Source organism: Enterococcus florum (genome assembly GCF_004309355.1).
GTDB lineage: Bacteria > Bacillota > Bacilli > Lactobacillales > Enterococcaceae > Enterococcus_A > Enterococcus_A florum.
The window spans coordinates 16,873-32,402 of the sequence record NZ_BJCC01000019.1 but is presented as its reverse complement, the minus strand read 5'-3'; the positions used below and the strand labels follow the sequence as shown (position 1 = coordinate 32,402).

Here is a 15,530-nt window from a genome sequence, read left to right as displayed (position 1 = left end):
GGATTCTGGCTATTTCTTTCTTAAATTATCAGCAAACTCATTGATCTTCCGAATACGATGGTTGATGCCCGACTTTGAGATCATCCCTGAAGGAATCATCTCACCGAGTTCTTTTAAGCTGACTTCCGGATGCTGAATCCGCAGCTCGGCAATTTCTTGCAGCTTTTCCGGTAATGACTGCAAACCAACCGTCGTTTCGATAAAGTGAATGTTCTCAATTTGTTTAGAAGCAGCATCAATCGTTTTATTCATATTGGCCGTTTCGCAATTGACCAGCCGATTGACTGAATTCCGCATATCCCGGACGACACGCACATCTTCAAATTTTAACATTGAATTGGTCGCACCGATCAATGTAAGAAAATCAGCAATTTTCTCTGCCCCTTTTAAATAAGTAATGTAGCCATTCCTTCTAGCTAACGTTCGAGCATTCAGGTCAAAATAATTTAGCAGGTCGCAAATATCCTGGTTGTGTTCCTCGTAAATCGAGGAGATCTCTAGATGATATCGGCTAGTTTCGGGATTATTGACCGATCCAGAGGCTAAAAAAGCCCCTCGCAGATAGGCACGCATTCGCTGATCATTTTCTCTCACCTCTGTTGAAATATGGGATTGAAACATCATACCATCCATAATATTCAAATCAGGTAAGATCTTTTGGGTCTCTTGTTTCAGTCGAACGATGTAGACATTGTTCTTTTTTAACTTCATTTTTCGCCGGACCAACAGTTCGCTTCGTACGCCGTAATGTTCCTTTAACAGCAAAAAAATTCGTCGTGCGATGGCTGCGTTCTCTGTTTGTACATTCAATATGAATTGGTGGTTGCTGAGACTGAGTGACCCATTCATGCGAATCAATGCTGCTAGTTCAGCCTTGGCCAAATCTTTTTGTACAGTCAGACCGGTTAATTCTTTTTTTACTTCTGCAGCAAAAGACATGTCGAGTCCTCCCTTTAAAGTTTTGCTCCAAATACGATACGGAACAATTCATCCACTACTTTGTCGCCATCATGGAAAACGCCGCCGTCCCTTAATTTTAGAAAGTCGGTTGAGATAACGCGACATCCTTCTTCTCTTAGTCCGTTGAAATCATGAGTGACTTGAACGAGATACTCATCATAGATACTCGGATCCATATAACCCTCACAAACCTTTTCGGTATTTACAAGGACTGTATTCACAAACTTCTCTTCCAAATGTTTATGCAACACTCGAACGTGATCAGCATCACTAAAATGTTCCGTTTCACCCTTTTGAGTCATGATGTTGCAAATATAAACAACTTCTGCTTTAGTGTTTTTCACCGCTTCGCCGATCTCGTTGATTACTAAGTTGGGCAAAATACTGGTGAATAACGATCCTGGTCCTAAAACGACCATATCTGCATCCTGTATCGACTGAACGACTTTACGGGCTGCATGGACTTCGTGAGCCTTTTGTTTTCCTGTGACAAATACTCTTTTGATCGTTTTTCGATCCAAAGCGATTTTTGATTCTCCTACGGCTTTCGTTCCATCCTCAAATTCTGCATGCAGAATCAGAGGGCTTTCAGAAGAAGGATACACATGCCCGTCGACATGCATCATATGCGACAACAATTGAATTGCTTCATACGTACTGCCGCGCATCTCAGATAAAGCAGCAATAATCAAATTGCCAATCGTATGATTCGCCAGAAATTTATCTTCTTTTTTAAAACGGTATTGAAACAGATCTTCATATAGCTTTGGCATATCTGATAGAGCAGCCAAGACATTTCGCAGATCCCCCGGCGGTGCCATATCCACTGAATTTCGCAATTCACCGCTGCTGCCGCCATCATCTGCCACGGTAACGACAGCAGTAATGTCAGCACTTTGGTTTCGCAAACTGCTGAGAATGACTGGCAACCCTGTTCCCCCGCCAATGACTACGATTTTTGGTTTGCGGATTCGATACGTCTTCATTTTCATGAGCGATTCACCGTCTCCTTCCGCTTGTCCTTGTCACGGTGTGTAATATTCACACGGTAATCGTTCTCGATCAATGCTTTACCGATTCGTTCACTCAATGCTACAGAACGGTGCTGTCCACCTGTACAGCCGATGGCAATAGTCAATGAACTTTTTCCTTCCTTTACATAACCGGGAAGGATAGCTTTCATCATTTTAAGAAAGTCTTGATAAAACTCTTCGGTCTCAGGAAAAGACATCACATACTCGTAAACTGGTTTATCTAATCCTGTCTGAGGACGTAATTCTTCGATGTAATGCGGATTAGGCAAAAACCGTACATCCATCACAATGTCCGCATCGATCGGCAGACCATACTTAAACCCAAAAGACAGCATTTCAACATGAAACCCATGATCGCCCTTTTGTTTGAATTCTTGATTGATTTTTTCTCTTAACTGCCGCGGGGTAGAATTGGTCGTATCAATTACTAGAGTAGCTCGAATTCTCAAATCTTCTAAAATAGCTCGTTCTTTACGAATTCCTTCCGTTACCAATCCATCCATCGCCATTGGATGCGTTCGTCTTGTCTCTTTATAACGAGCAACCAATTCTTCATCAGAACAATCTAAAAATAAAAGACTTGTATCAATAAAACCTGTATTGTCGATTTCTACTAACATATTTTGAATATCTTCAAAAAAAGAACGAGAACGCAAATCTACGACTAACGCGATCTTCGTGACTTTTCCAGACTCGCGAATCAACTCCCAAAATTTCGGGATCAATCCTGGCGGCATATTGTCAACGCAGAAATACCCCATATCTTCAAAGCTCTGAATCGCTACGGTTTTTCCTGCACCGCTCATTCCAGTGATCACAACTAAATGCAAACTCTCAGTCATTTTGTGCCACTCCTTTCCATCTCTTCTATTCTATCATTCCGGGCGTGTCTATACTACTTTTTTAAAAGATCCTTACAAAAAAACAGAACTTCTAAGAAGATCTGTTTTTTAACGCTAATTCAATTGTCCGGTCTGCCAAGATCGATTGAGCGTCAATGACCGAATACGGATTGTCTTTTGTATGTTCTTGCACCAATGATAGTTCGGTACAGCCAAGAACTGCATGGTTGCAGCCGAGTCCATCAAACACATCTGAAAGAATCTCAAGATAAAGGGCACTGTTGATATAGTCATTCTCTTTTACGTCATGATATATCAAGTAATTGACTTTATCCTGAATTTCCTCATCAGGGTAAATGACTTCGAACCCTTGTGTTTCAAGTTCCTTTTTATAAACGCCAGCCTTCACACTTCCAGCAGTACCTAAAAAAGCAACCTTTTCTCCAGCCTGGCTTCTCTCTTTCAACTTCAAAGCTGCTTCTCTAGGCATATGCAAAATTGGAATAGCAGTTTTCGCTTGCAGCTGCTCGAAGAAATAATGTGCAGTATTGCATGTCAACACGATAAAAGAGGGCTGCAGCAGATTTTGCTTTTCAATATCATCTAATAAATAAGGCAGCGGATTTTTAGCCTTCTCATTCAAAATAAAAGCCGTGCGATCTGGAACCGTTGCATGATTGAATAAGACGTAATTAAGATAATCTTGGTCCTTATGGGCCTTTATTCGATGATTGATCAACCGAACAAAGCTTTCAGTAGCCATCGTACCCATTCCGCCCAAAATACTGAAAAAATTTTCCAATCTTTATCCTTCTTTCTCCTTAAAGAATAATTCGAAACGTCCTTTATACTTGCTGAAGCTGTATTTAGTCAACAACCAGCGCATAGGAGACATGTCTTGTTTATAAAAAACAGTGGTTCCCCAACGCCCTTGATCAATCAACTTTAATGCATGCTGTTTGTCTTCGTTGTCTCGTGCGTATTTAGAAAAGACACTCGTAGGAACACCCATCCACAACATTGCCGTATCTTCAGACGCTTTTCCGTAGGTTGTTTCAATAAATGGTTTCTCAAACACACGATCTTCGACGACAAATCGTGCTAGGTTAAGACCATTTAGCGTTACGAAAAAACTGCTTCTTCCTTGACGAAGGTTAATTTCAAATAATTTGTATTCTCCATCTCTGGGATCATATTTCATATCAAAATTGGCAAATCCTGTATAATGAATCGCCTCCAAAAACCCTTTAATCGTTTGATATATCTTTTCATTGTAATCTGGCATGATCGCTACATAGTTTCCAATCGCTTCAGGAGATGGATCCTCAAGCAAAGGATGTCCCAAACACATCATTCTGACTTGATGATGCTGATCGACATAAGCATTTAAAACCCTCATATTGCTATCGTCGCCAGGAATAAAATCCTGAGCGATCATCTCACTAGTATATCCCGCTTGATAGATCCGCTCCAAAATCGTATCAAATTCTTCTCTTGTGTCAATAATAAAAGCCTTTTTTCGACCTTCAAAATCAATCGAAAGCCATTCAACACTATTCGCAGGCTTCAATGCAACCGGGAATTGAAATGGCAAGTCTTGAGCTAATCTCCCTTTCGACAGCATTTGCTTGCGAATAATCAGCGTTTTTGGATAAGGCAGCTGATATTGCTCACAGATCTCATAAAAACTGACTTTGCTGATCAAGCGCTGCAATAAATCGTAATCAATATAAGGACAGATGAACCATTCGGATAGCTCTTCTTTGTGTAGTGCAACAAGCTCTGAATAGCCATCCCCGCAAGCAATCAACAAATATTTCGTTGATGGGTCATTGTAAACTTCTTGCCCCAGCCGCTTCATTTCTTTGATAAAGACAGGATCTTTGTCAAAGCCAGGAATGGTATGGACATTCACGATTTTACTGTATTTCGTCGGTGCCAGCTGCATGCCAGCATAGGCTTGAGAAACCAATCCAAATTCCTCATGAAAAGATCTGGCCATTCCATAAACATTGATGTCGCTTCCTAATAATAGAGGTACAAATTTTTGATTTTCCATTTTCACTACACCTTTTCCAATTAGTCCTTGATTATCATACCATAAAGAAAAATGCAAGCAAAGGTCAAGTCTTTGCTTTGCATTTTTCGAAATGATTATTCGGCTTTTTTCAAAGATTTTTGCAAGTAATAGCCAGTGTAGCTTTCTGAGACGTTCGAGATTTCTTCTGGCGTTCCTGTTGCTAGGATCGTTCCGCCGCCATCGCCGCCTTCTGGACCTAAATCGATGACATAATCGGCACATTTAATGACATCTAGATTATGCTCGATCACCAATACCGTATTTCCAGCATCAACAAAACGCTCCAATACCTTCAACAAACGAGCAATATCATCTGTATGAAGACCCGTAGTCGGCTCATCTAGAATATAAAAATTCTTTCCATTGGAATTTTTATGCAGTTCGCTGGCCAATTTCATCCGTTGTGCTTCCCCGCCAGAAAGAGTTGTGGCTGGTTGCCCCATCGTAACATAGCCCAAACCGACATCCACGATCGTTTGTAATTTTCGGTGAATCTTAGGAATGTGTTTGAAGAATTCTACCGCATCTTCCACCGTCATTTCTAAAATATCCGCAATATTCTTTCCTTTATAATGCACCTCCAAGGTTTCCGAGTTGTACCGTTTCCCATGACAAACCTCGCAAGGTACGTAAACGTCAGGCAAGAAGTGCATTTCGATTTTGATGATTCCATCTCCACGACAAGCTTCGCAACGACCGCCCTTCACGTTAAAACTGAAACGACCTTTTTTATACCCTCTGATTTTGGCTTCATTTGTTTGAGCAAACAGATCACGAATATCATCAAAAACACTTGTATAAGTGGCAGGGTTGCTTCGTGGAGTACGACCAATCGGGCTTTGATCGATGTCGACAAGTTTCTCAATCGCGTTGTATCCCGTGATTTTTTTAAACTTTCCTGGCTTGTTGGAATTGCGGTTCAATTTTTGTGCCAAGGCCTTTTTTAAAATTTGGTTGACTAAAGTTGATTTCCCAGAGCCTGATACCCCGGTTACTGCAACAAATTTTCCTAGAGGAAACTCTACATCTAAATTTTTCAGATTATTTTCGGCAGCTCCGGTTACCTTGATTTTTTTCCCATTGCCTTTACGGCGTTCTTTCGGTACTGGAATCTGTTTAGCTCCTGACAAGTATTTACCAGTCAGCGATTGTTCATTTTGGGCAACTTCTTCAGGCGTTCCAGCAGCAACGATCTCTCCGCCTTGATCTCCTGCGCCAGGCCCTACATCAATTAAGTAATCTGCCGCACGCATCGTGTCTTCATCGTGTTCAACAACGATCAGTGTATTTCCTAAATCACGCATCTTTTTCAAAGAGTCGATCAAACGATCATTGTCGCGTTGATGCAAGCCGATGGATGGTTCATCTAAAATGTACAACACACCAGATAAATTGGAACCAATCTGCGTAGCTAAACGAATCCGCTGCGCCTCTCCACCAGAAAGACTTCCTGAGGCACGACTGAGTGTTAGATAATCTAACCCGACATTACGCAAAAAGCTTAATCGATCATCGATCTCTTTCAAAATAGGCTTGGCGATCATTGTTTCTTGTTCACTCAGGCTCAGACCTTCAAAAAAATCCAACGCTTGGATAATCGAGTCCTCACTAACCTGACCAATACTAAAGCCGCCGACTTTCACAGAAAGTGCTTGAGGGTTTAACCGATAGCCGTTGCAGGCTTGACAGGTCAATTCAGTCATGTACAAACGCATTTGGTCTCTGGTAAAGTCACTGCTTGTCTCGCGGTATCTACGATCAATGTTCGGCAAAATTCCTTCAAATGGCACCTCGACATCCCGTACGCCGCCAAAATCATTTTCATAATGGAAATGGAAGTTTTCCCCGTTTGAGCCATAGAGTACGATCTCTTGATGTTCTTTAGGCAGTTCGTCAAATGGGGTATCCATATCGATATTAAAGCTTAGACAAGCTTGTTCCAGCATTTGCGGATAGTACTGCGAGCTGATAGGATTCCAAGGAACTAAGGCTCCTTCACGCAACGTTTTGGAAGGATCAGGAATGACCAGTTCCTTGTCCACCTCTAATTTGACTCCCAATCCATCACATTCAGGGCAGGCACCAAAGGGCGCATTAAACGAAAACAGCCGCGGCTCCAACTCTCCAACTGTAAATCCACAGTAGGGACAAGCATAATGCTCACTGAAAAGCATTTCCTCTTGGCCGATCACATCGACCAGTGCGTATCCGTCAGCCAACCGAAGCGCAGCTTCAAAAGAATCAAATAGACGTGAACGAATCCCTTCTTTCACAACGATGCGGTCAACGATGATCGCAATATCATGCTTTTTGTTTTTTTCTAATTCTGGCGCTTCAGATACATCATACATCTCGCCGTCAACACGCATTCGTACGTATCCTTCGCGCTGAATCAGTTCAAAAACTTTTTTGTGCTGACCTTTCTTTTTGGTTACTACTGGCGCAAGTATTTGGATTTTTGTACGCTCTGGCAATTCGAGCACCTTGTCCACCATTTGCTCCACAGACTGAGAAGTGATCTCAATATGGTCGTTGGGACAAATAGGGTGTCCAACACGTGCGTACAACAACCTTAAATAATCATTGATTTCTGTTACTGTACCGACTGTCGAACGAGGATTCTTGCTGGTGGTTTTTTGGTCAATCGAAATTGCTGGGCTTAATCCATCAATACTGTCTACGTCAGGTTTATCCATTTGGCCTAAGAACTGACGTGCATAGGCAGATAAGCTTTCCACATATCGCCTTTGTCCTTCTGCGTATAACGTATCAAAGGCTAAAGAACTTTTTCCAGAGCCTGAAAGTCCAGTCACAACAACCATTTTGTCTCTGGGAATTGTTACGTCGACATTTTTTAAATTGTGGGCTCTTGCCCCATGGATCACTATTTTATCGTTTGCCATATCGTTCTCCTAATTCTTATCAAGGCAGCCAGTTTTATCTAAAACTGACTGTCCAACTTTATCTAATCACTCATTGCCGCTGAGCCCTTTTCATTTCTACTCAGCTGCTTTTAGTTCCAAAATCGTATCACGCAGTGTTGCTGCGGTTTCAAAGTCCAGCGTCTTGGCAGCTTCACGCATCTCATCCTCTAGTTTAGCGATCATCAGATTGCGTTCTTCTTTGGAAAGCTCATCGTAAGAACTCAAATCATACGTCTCGCCATCCTCAGTCACTTTGCTGATGGCAATCAGATCGCGTACCTCTTTAATGACCGTTTTAGGAGTGATTCCATGCGCCTGGTTATACGCCTCTTGGGTTTCCCTTCTTCTAGAAGTTTCATCCATAGCCCGCTGCATAGAATCGGTGATCTTGTCCGCGTACATAATTACTTTTCCTTCAGAATTTCGCGCCGCCCGTCCAATGGTTTGAACCAGTGAACGTTCGCTCCGTAAGAAGCCTTCCTTGTCTGCATCCAAAATCGCCACCAACGAAACTTCTGGAACGTCCAAGCCTTCTCTTAATAAGTTGATTCCGACTAAAACGTCAAACTTGCCAAGCCGCAGGTCGCGAATGATCTCTGTCCGTTCCAATGTTTTGATATCACTGTGCAGATATTTCACCTTGATACCTAATTCCTTAAAGTAATCGGTAAGGTCTTCTGCCATTTTTTTAGTTAATGTAGTGACAAAGACTCGTTCATCCTTTTCAGATCGCTCATTGATTTCTCCAACAAGATCATCAATCTGTCCCATGATCGGACGCACCTCAATTACCGGGTCTAAAAGCCCGGTCGGCCGAATAATCTGTTGAATCACTGTATCTGTCTGTTCTGCTTCGTAAGGCCCAGGTGTGGCAGAAACATAGACGATTTGATTGACACGCTCTTCAAACTCCTCCAATCGCAACGGCCGATTGTCTAAGGCCGAAGGAAGACGGAAACCATAGTCAACAAGCATCTGTTTTCGTGCCCGGTCTCCATTGTACATTCCTCTGATTTGCGGCATAGTGACGTGGGATTCATCGATCACAATCAAAAAGTCATCTGGAAAAAAGTCGATTAGAGTATATGGGGGCTGTCCTTCAACACGGCCGTCCATGTGACGAGAATAATTTTCGATCCCAGAGGTGTAGCCCATTTCTCGCAACATCTCGATATCATAGTTCGTTCGCTGCTCCAAACGCTGTGCCTCCAGCAACTTATTTTCATCTCTCAAAACAGCTAACCGTTCTTCCAGCTCATTTTGAATATTGCTGATGGCGATTTCCAGATTGTGTTCATTCGTCAAAAAGTGTGTTGCGGGGAAAATCGCTACGTGCTCTGTTTCACCAAGAACCTCGCCTGTCAAAGCATCGACTTCTCGAATTCGATCGATTTCATCACCAAAGAACTCTACTCTTAATGCTCGTTCATCTCTCGATGCGGGAAAAATCTCAACCACATCGCCACGAACCCTGAATCTTCCGCGCTGAAAGTCGATATCATTACGTTCAAACTGAATATCAATTAAATTTCTCAACAGCTGGTTGCGATCCATCTCCATACCGACACGCAAGGAGACGACTTGTTCTTGGTATTCTTTTGGTGAACCCAAACCAAAAATACAAGAAACGGAAGCCACGACGATAACATCATTTCGCTCAAGCAATGCACTGGTAGCGGAATGACGTAATTTGTCTATCTCATCATTAATACTGGAATCTTTCTCGATATACGTGTCGCTGGAAGGAACATAGGCCTCTGGTTGATAATAATCATAGTAGCTGACAAAATACTCTACAGCATTATTGGGGAAAAATTCTTTAAACTCTCCATACAATTGTCCAGCTAACGTTTTGTTGTGAGCAATGATCAATGTCGGACGATTGACTTCCTTGATCACGTTAGAAATCGTGTAGGTTTTTCCAGTTCCGGTTGCTCCTAAGAGTACTTGTGCCTTCTTACCATCGATTAAGCCTTCTGTTAAATGCTTGATCGCTTCTGGCTGATCACCAGCTGGTTGATATTTGGAGTGTAGATCAAAGGTGTTGTTTGTTTCTCTTTCAATCACACAGCGTCCCCCTTTTGCTTCTTTAATAATGGATAAAATCTCAGTCTTAAGATTATAACACACCGAACATACTTTCGCCAATTTTTGTCTTTTGCTTATACATTCCTTAACATCACACATGTGAGATGTTTTGACGTATCATGTTAGGTATTTCAGTTTTTTTTCCTTCATCATGTTAAAGAGCTTGTTTTCCTATAGTGTTCTAATTTATAATAGTTCAATAGTAAAATTATAGGAGGTATGTTATGAAAAAGGGAAAAGTTTTCTCGCTACTATTATTCATGATGGCAACTATTGTAACACTGGGAGTTGCTGATAAAGTCCAAGCGGCTGAAACTACCTATAAAATAGGAACTGATTTAACATTTGCACCCTTTGAATTTCAGGATTCAAACGGAGAATACATAGGGATCGATGTAGATCTGCTTCATCAAATCGCAGAGGACCAGGGCTTTGAAGTCGATTTGAGACCGCTTGGATTTGACAGCTCGATCCAAGGTGTCCAATCTGATCAATTGGACGGCATGATTGCTGGAATGAGTATCACAGATGAGCGAAAGAAGACCTTTGACTTTTCAGAGCCTTATTTCGACAGCGGCATACAAATGGCGGTTCGCAACGACAATTCAGATATTTCTGATTACGAAGATTTAAAAGGCAAAACTGTTGCGGCTAAAATTGGCACGGAAAGCGCCGCTTTTCTTGAAGAAAATAAAGACAAGTATGGCTACGAAGTGAAAAACTACGAAGCCGCCGACGCAATGTACAATGCTTTAACAAACGACAACGTACAAGCTATTTTTGACGATTACCCCGTCCTTGGCTATGCAGTGTCCAATGGACAGCCGTTCAAGCTGATCGGCGAACCCGAAAGCGGAAGTTCTTACGGTTTTGCTGTCAAAAAGGGGCAGAACAAAGAATTGTTAGACAAGTTTAATAAAGGCTTGAAAGAAATAAAAGCGGACGGAACCTATGATAAAATCGTCAACAAGTATATTTCTGCTGGAGATGAAAAGCCTGCTCCCTCAGGCGAGATGAAAAAGATCGAGCCGAAAAAGGATACTTATACTATTGTAAGTGACTCAGCCTTTGCTCCTTTTGAATACCAAGACAGCGATGGCGAGTATAAAGGAATCGATGTAGACTTGCTGAAACGCATTGCTGAAATGCAAGGCTTCAATTTAGATTTCAAGTTCATCGGCTTCTCCGCTGCTCTGCAGGCGTTGGAATCTGGACAAGGCGATGGGATGATCGCTGGAATGAGTATCACAGACGAACGCAAGCAAAATTATGATTTTGGCGACCCTTATTTTGAAAGCGGGATTCAGCTGGCTGTCGCCAAAGACAATGATGATATCACTTCTTATGAAGACCTTGAAGGAAAGACCGTTGGTGCCAAAGTTGGAACTGAAAGTGCGGACTTTATCAAAGAACACCAGGAAGAATATGGATATACAGTTAAGAACTTTGATGCTGCCGATCAGCTTTACGATGCACTAAAAGTGGGCTCTATCGATGCTATGATGGATGATTACCCGGTCATAGGGTATGCCATCAAACAAGGTCAAGCATTAAAAACTCCGATCGAACGTGAAAGCGGCGGCGAATACGGATTCGCTGTCAAAAAAGGGCAGAACCAAGAATTAGTTGAGATGTTCAACGAAGGATTAAGAGAATTAAAACGTACGGGAGAATACGATCAAATCGTCAATACGTATATTGGCGAAGACGGTGCCGCATCACAAGAAAACCAAGTGGATGAATCTACGATCGGCGGATTGTTGAAAAACAACTACCCTGCTTTGTTAGAGGGACTCTGGAAAACCATCGTGTTGGCACTGGTTTCCTTTGCGTTAGCGTTAGTACTAGGTGTCATTTTTGGATTGTTTAGAGTTTCGCCAGTCAAAGGATTGCGCGTGTTGTCAAGTGTCTATGTCGATATCATTCGCGGCATCCCAATGATGGTGCTGGCCTTCTTTATCTTCTTTGGATTGCCGGGTATGACGGGTATCAAGATTCCTGACTTTATGGCAGGGGTAATCACACTGACCTTGAATGCGAGTGCGTATATTGCTGAGATCGTGCGTGGGGGGATTAATGCCGTTCCGATCGGTCAGATGGAGGCTTCACGCAGCTTAGGCCTTTCCTATAATAAAGCCATGCAAAAAATCGTTCTTCCGCAAGCAGTGAAAATCATGATTCCTTCTTTCATTAACCAGTTTGTTATTAGTTTGAAGGATACTACGATCATTTCAGCGATTGGTGTGGTTGAACTGCTGCAAACCGGGAAAATCATCGTTGCCCGTACAACACAAAGTTCTTACGTTTACTTGATCATTGCAATTATGTATTTGATCTTGATTACATTGCTGACCAAATTAGCAAATCGTTTAGATAAGAAGGTGAATTAAGATGGCTGAAAAAATAGTGGTGAATCATTTAGTGAAAAAATTTGGCGATAATACCGTCTTAGATGATTTGAATATCACGATTAAAGAAGGCGAAGTTGTTTGTATCATTGGCCCCTCTGGTTCTGGGAAAAGTACATTTCTTCGCTGCATGAACGCTCTTGAGGAAGCGACTGAAGGCCACGTAGTGATCGACGGGAAAGATTTGACCGACAAAAACACGGATATCAACTTAGTTCGCCAACATATTGGAATGGTTTTTCAGCATTTCAATCTTTTCCCTCATTTAACTGTTTTAGAAAACATCGTCCTCGCACCGATGGACTTAAAGGGCGAATCGAGAGAAAGCGCGGAAAAACGCGGAATGGATTTGCTGGCTCAAGTAGGTCTTGAGGAAAAAAGAGCGGTTTATCCGGAAAGCTTATCGGGTGGGCAAAAACAACGTGTAGCTATTGCTCGGGCATTAGCGATGAACCCAGATATCATGCTGTTTGATGAGCCAACCTCAGCCCTCGATCCTGAAATGGTCGGAGACGTATTGCGAGTTATGAAGGATCTGGCTTTGCAAGGGATGACGATGGTGATCGTTACGCATGAAATGGGCTTCGCAAAAGAAGTAGCAGATCGCGTGATTTTCACTGACGGGGGGAAAATCTTGGAAGATGGCACACCGGAGCAGGTTTTCAATGATCCGCAAAATCCTCGAACGAAAGATTTCTTGGAAAAAGTCTTAAATATCTAAAAAGAAAGCGTGAATCTGTTTCTGATTCACGCTTTTTCTCTAGAAATATTTTTTTAATACGTTCTTCAATTCCTCTTTAGTGACAGCCACGCGGCTTCGGACAATACCATCATCTGCAGAAAATGCCAAGTTACAAATCAGCAACAGCTGCTCTTCAGTAGGAAAAAGTCCTAACTCGGACAGCGTTGTCGGCAACTGCAATCGTTTGAACAATTGGTTGTATTCAGCGACTTCAGATGGTCGGTCGATTTCCAGATGGATCAAGGTCGTTACTGCGATGATTTGACCATGACTTGCTTTGATTGCTGAGCCAAAGACGCTGGTCAACGCATTATGCAGCGCATGTGCTGTACTCAATCCACCAGATTCAAAGCCAAGTCCGCTCAATAGGATGTTCGCTTCGACAACCGCATTAAAAGCCTCTCCGATCGTTTTTTGCTGATTTTCTCGAACGGCTTGCTCTCCGTAACGTAAAAGAATATCTCTACATTTTTCAGCGATCGCAAAAGCTGTTATCGTAGGGCGCGCATTCAAGGTGTTGACCCCTCCATTTTCCCAAACGGTTCTCGCTTCAACAAAAGTGGATAGCCCATCCGCAATTCCAGCAGCTAAAAAATGCGCTGGGCTGTTGATCAATACCTGTGTATCGACTATGACCAGATCTGGTCCTTGAATAAAATAGTCGTATTTTTTAAAAAAGCCTTCTTCGTCATAATCAACGGATATTCGAGACGTAGGTGCATCGGTTGAAGCCGCTGTAGGGACCACAATACAGGACAAACCATTACTCAATGCTGCTTTTTTTCCTTGATCGATTGCTCTACCTCCGCCAATTGCCAAAACAAATTCCGTTTCAATTATAGGTTGACTCAGCTGAGTTTGATCGACCAAACAAACCTCGATCTTGCATCCTTTTTTCTTTAATCCATTGATCAAGTCCTTTGCGATCAGCTGATACACAAATGAATCGGTGACGACCAATCCATTCGTCCCAAATTCAAGCAGCTTAGGCAAATGAGTATTTAACACATCTTCCCCTTGAATGTACATTCCTGGACTCACAAATAATTTTTCCATGTTTTTCGCTCCTTTTTACTATCTTAGCTTATTCCGGATACGAAAAAAAGAAATTCTTCAACTTGCGAAATGGATACAAAAAAAACGCCACAAGGGCGTTTTTTAGTTTAAGCTTCGATGTCAGTTACAATACCTGATCCAACTGTTCGGCCACCTTCACGAATGGAGAAAGTGGTTCCTTTTTCTACAGCGACTGGATGGATCAATTCAACATCGATCGTTACATTGTCTCCAGGCATTACCATTTCAGTATCTGCCGGCAACGCAATGTTTCCTGTCACATCCGTCGTACGGAAGTAGAACTGTGGACGGTAGTTATTGAAGAATGGCGTATGACGGCCACCTTCTTCTTTCGACAACACGTACACTTCAGCCTTGAACTTGGTGTGAGGTGTAATTGAACCTGGTTTAGCAATGACTTGACCACGCTCGATTTGATCACGGGTGATCCCACGCAGCAAGATCCCGACGTTGTCCCCTGCTTCCCCATAATCCAGTGTCTTACGGAACATTTCAAGTCCTGTAACAACTGCTTTTTGAGTTTCAGGTTTGATTCCGACGATCTCGATTTCATCGCCGACATTTACTTTCCCGCGATCGATACGTCCAGATGCAACAGTTCCTCGACCAGTAATTGAAAATACATCTTCCACTGGCAGTAATAAAGGTTTGTCATTGTCGCGTTCTGGAGTTGGGATATACTCATCAACGGTATCCATTAGGTCCATGATCACTTGTTCTTGTTCAGCATCGCCTTCTAAAGCTTTTAATGCAGAGCCCTTCAAGACTGGGATGTCATCGCCTGGGAATCCGTATTCTGATAATAGTTCACGAACTTCCATTTCAACCAAATCGATCAATTCTTCATCATCAACTAGATCAACTTTATTTAAGAAAACGATCAAGTATTTTACACCTACTTGACGTGATAACAAGATGTGTTCGCGTGTTTGAGGCATAGGTCCATCCGTTGCTGATACTACTAGGATCGCCCCGTCCATTTGAGCTGCACCGGTGATCATGTTCTTCACATAATCCGCGTGCCCTGGTGCATCGATATGCGCATAGTGGCGTTTTTCAGTTTCATATTCTACGTGTGCGGTATTGATCGTAATCCCACGTTCACGTTCCTCTGGTGCAGCATCGATACTTGCGTAGTCTTGAGGGTTTGCTAGACCTTTTTTGCCTAATACCGTTGTGATTGCTGCTGTCAAGGTGGTTTTCCCATGGTCAACGTGGCCAATGGTTCCAATATTCACGTGTGGTTTACTTCTATCATAATGTTGTTTTGCCATAATAATACAAACCTCCTAATAAGATTGAGCCTTCTCGACTCACGGATACATTATAAAGCTTTTCCTTGAAAAAAGAAAAGAATTTGGCTTCTTACTATTCG

General features: G+C 42.3%; 11 protein-coding genes. 2 read left to right on the top strand and 9 right to left on the bottom strand.

Annotated elements, in window-relative coordinates; genetic code table 11:
- Positions 1 to 9 precede the first annotated feature (9 nt).
- The 7 genes from whiA to uvrB all read right to left on the bottom strand — a co-directional run bounded on the left by whiA (position 10) and on the right by uvrB (position 9,907).
- On the bottom strand, positions 10 to 939 hold the full coding sequence (gene whiA / locus NRIC_RS11790; protein WP_146622903.1) for a DNA-binding protein WhiA: 930 nt from the start codon (positions 937 to 939) through the stop codon (positions 10 to 12).
- Between the two features lie 14 nt (positions 940 to 953).
- Positions 954 to 1,952 (bottom strand): gluconeogenesis factor YvcK family protein, encoded by a 999-nt coding sequence (locus tag NRIC_RS11785; RefSeq protein ID WP_146622902.1) that lies wholly within the window; start codon positions 1,950 to 1,952, stop codon positions 954 to 956.
- Positions 1,949 to 2,836 carry an RNase adapter RapZ gene (rapZ, locus tag NRIC_RS11780; protein ID WP_146622901.1) on the bottom strand — a complete coding sequence of 296 codons (888 nt, stop codon included), beginning with the start codon at positions 2,834 to 2,836 and terminating at the stop codon, positions 1,949 to 1,951. The genes NRIC_RS11785 and rapZ overlap by 4 nt, the downstream gene beginning before the upstream one ends.
- 91 nt (positions 2,837 to 2,927) lie before the next feature.
- Complete coding sequence (locus NRIC_RS11775) at positions 2,928 to 3,638, bottom strand: amino acid racemase (protein ID WP_146622900.1); 711 nt, start codon at positions 3,636 to 3,638, stop codon at positions 2,928 to 2,930.
- Between the two features lie 3 nt (positions 3,639 to 3,641).
- Positions 3,642 to 4,895 carry a carboxylate--amine ligase gene (locus NRIC_RS11770; protein ID WP_146622899.1) on the bottom strand — a complete coding sequence of 418 codons (1,254 nt, stop codon included), beginning with the start codon at positions 4,893 to 4,895 and terminating at the stop codon, positions 3,642 to 3,644.
- Between the two features lie 95 nt (positions 4,896 to 4,990).
- Positions 4,991 to 7,819: an excinuclease ABC subunit UvrA gene (gene uvrA / locus NRIC_RS11765; RefSeq protein ID WP_146622898.1), complete on the bottom strand. Its 2,829-nt coding sequence runs from the start codon at positions 7,817 to 7,819 to the stop codon at positions 4,991 to 4,993.
- 96 nt (positions 7,820 to 7,915) lie between these two features.
- Positions 7,916 to 9,907: an excinuclease ABC subunit UvrB gene (uvrB, locus tag NRIC_RS11760; RefSeq protein WP_146622897.1), complete on the bottom strand. Its 1,992-nt coding sequence runs from the start codon at positions 9,905 to 9,907 to the stop codon at positions 7,916 to 7,918.
- 245 nt (positions 9,908 to 10,152) lie between these two features.
- Here uvrB and NRIC_RS11755 point away from each other — a divergent pair, with 245 nt between their 5' ends.
- Entirely contained in the window at positions 10,153 to 12,318 is a 2,166-nt protein-coding gene (locus NRIC_RS11755) for an amino acid ABC transporter substrate-binding protein/permease (RefSeq protein WP_146622896.1), read from the top strand.
- A 1-nt stretch (position 12,319) separates the two neighbouring features.
- Positions 12,320 to 13,057 (top strand): amino acid ABC transporter ATP-binding protein, encoded by a 738-nt coding sequence (locus tag NRIC_RS11750; protein ID WP_146622895.1) that lies wholly within the window; start codon positions 12,320 to 12,322, stop codon positions 13,055 to 13,057.
- A 39-nt stretch (positions 13,058 to 13,096) separates the two neighbouring features.
- On the opposite strand, the gene NRIC_RS11745 is transcribed toward NRIC_RS11750, so the two are convergent.
- On the bottom strand, positions 13,097 to 14,134 hold the full coding sequence (locus NRIC_RS11745; RefSeq protein ID WP_146622894.1) for an iron-containing alcohol dehydrogenase: 1,038 nt from the start codon (positions 14,132 to 14,134) through the stop codon (positions 13,097 to 13,099).
- Between the two features lie 107 nt (positions 14,135 to 14,241).
- Positions 14,242 to 15,429 carry an elongation factor Tu gene (gene tuf, locus NRIC_RS11740; RefSeq protein WP_146622893.1) on the bottom strand — a complete coding sequence of 396 codons (1,188 nt, stop codon included), beginning with the start codon at positions 15,427 to 15,429 and terminating at the stop codon, positions 14,242 to 14,244.
- Positions 15,430 to 15,530 lie beyond the last annotated feature (101 nt).

Excerpts from the sequence above, each read along its gene's own strand:
- NRIC_RS11755 (WP_146622896.1), top strand. The coding sequence starts at position 10,153 with ATGAAAAAGGGAAAAGTTTTCTCGCTACTATTATTCATGATGGCAACT.
- NRIC_RS11750 (WP_146622895.1), top strand. The coding sequence starts at position 12,320 with ATGGCTGAAAAAATAGTGGTGAATCATTTAGTGAAAAAATTTGGCGAT.
- NRIC_RS11745 (WP_146622894.1), bottom strand. The coding sequence starts at position 14,134 with ATGGAAAAATTATTTGTGAGTCCAGGAATGTACATTCAAGGGGAAGAT.
- rapZ (WP_146622901.1), bottom strand. The coding sequence starts at position 2,836 with ATGACTGAGAGTTTGCATTTAGTTGTGATCACTGGAATGAGCGGTGCA.
- uvrA (WP_146622898.1), bottom strand. The coding sequence starts at position 7,819 with ATGGCAAACGATAAAATAGTGATCCATGGGGCAAGAGCCCACAATTTA.
- tuf (WP_146622893.1), bottom strand. The coding sequence starts at position 15,429 with ATGGCAAAACAACATTATGATAGAAGTAAACCACACGTGAATATTGGA.
- whiA (WP_146622903.1), bottom strand. The coding sequence starts at position 939 with ATGTCTTTTGCTGCAGAAGTAAAAAAAGAATTAACCGGTCTGACTGTA.
- NRIC_RS11770 (WP_146622899.1), bottom strand. The coding sequence starts at position 4,895 with ATGGAAAATCAAAAATTTGTACCTCTATTATTAGGAAGCGACATCAAT.
- NRIC_RS11785 (WP_146622902.1), bottom strand. The coding sequence starts at position 1,952 with ATGAAAATGAAGACGTATCGAATCCGCAAACCAAAAATCGTAGTCATT.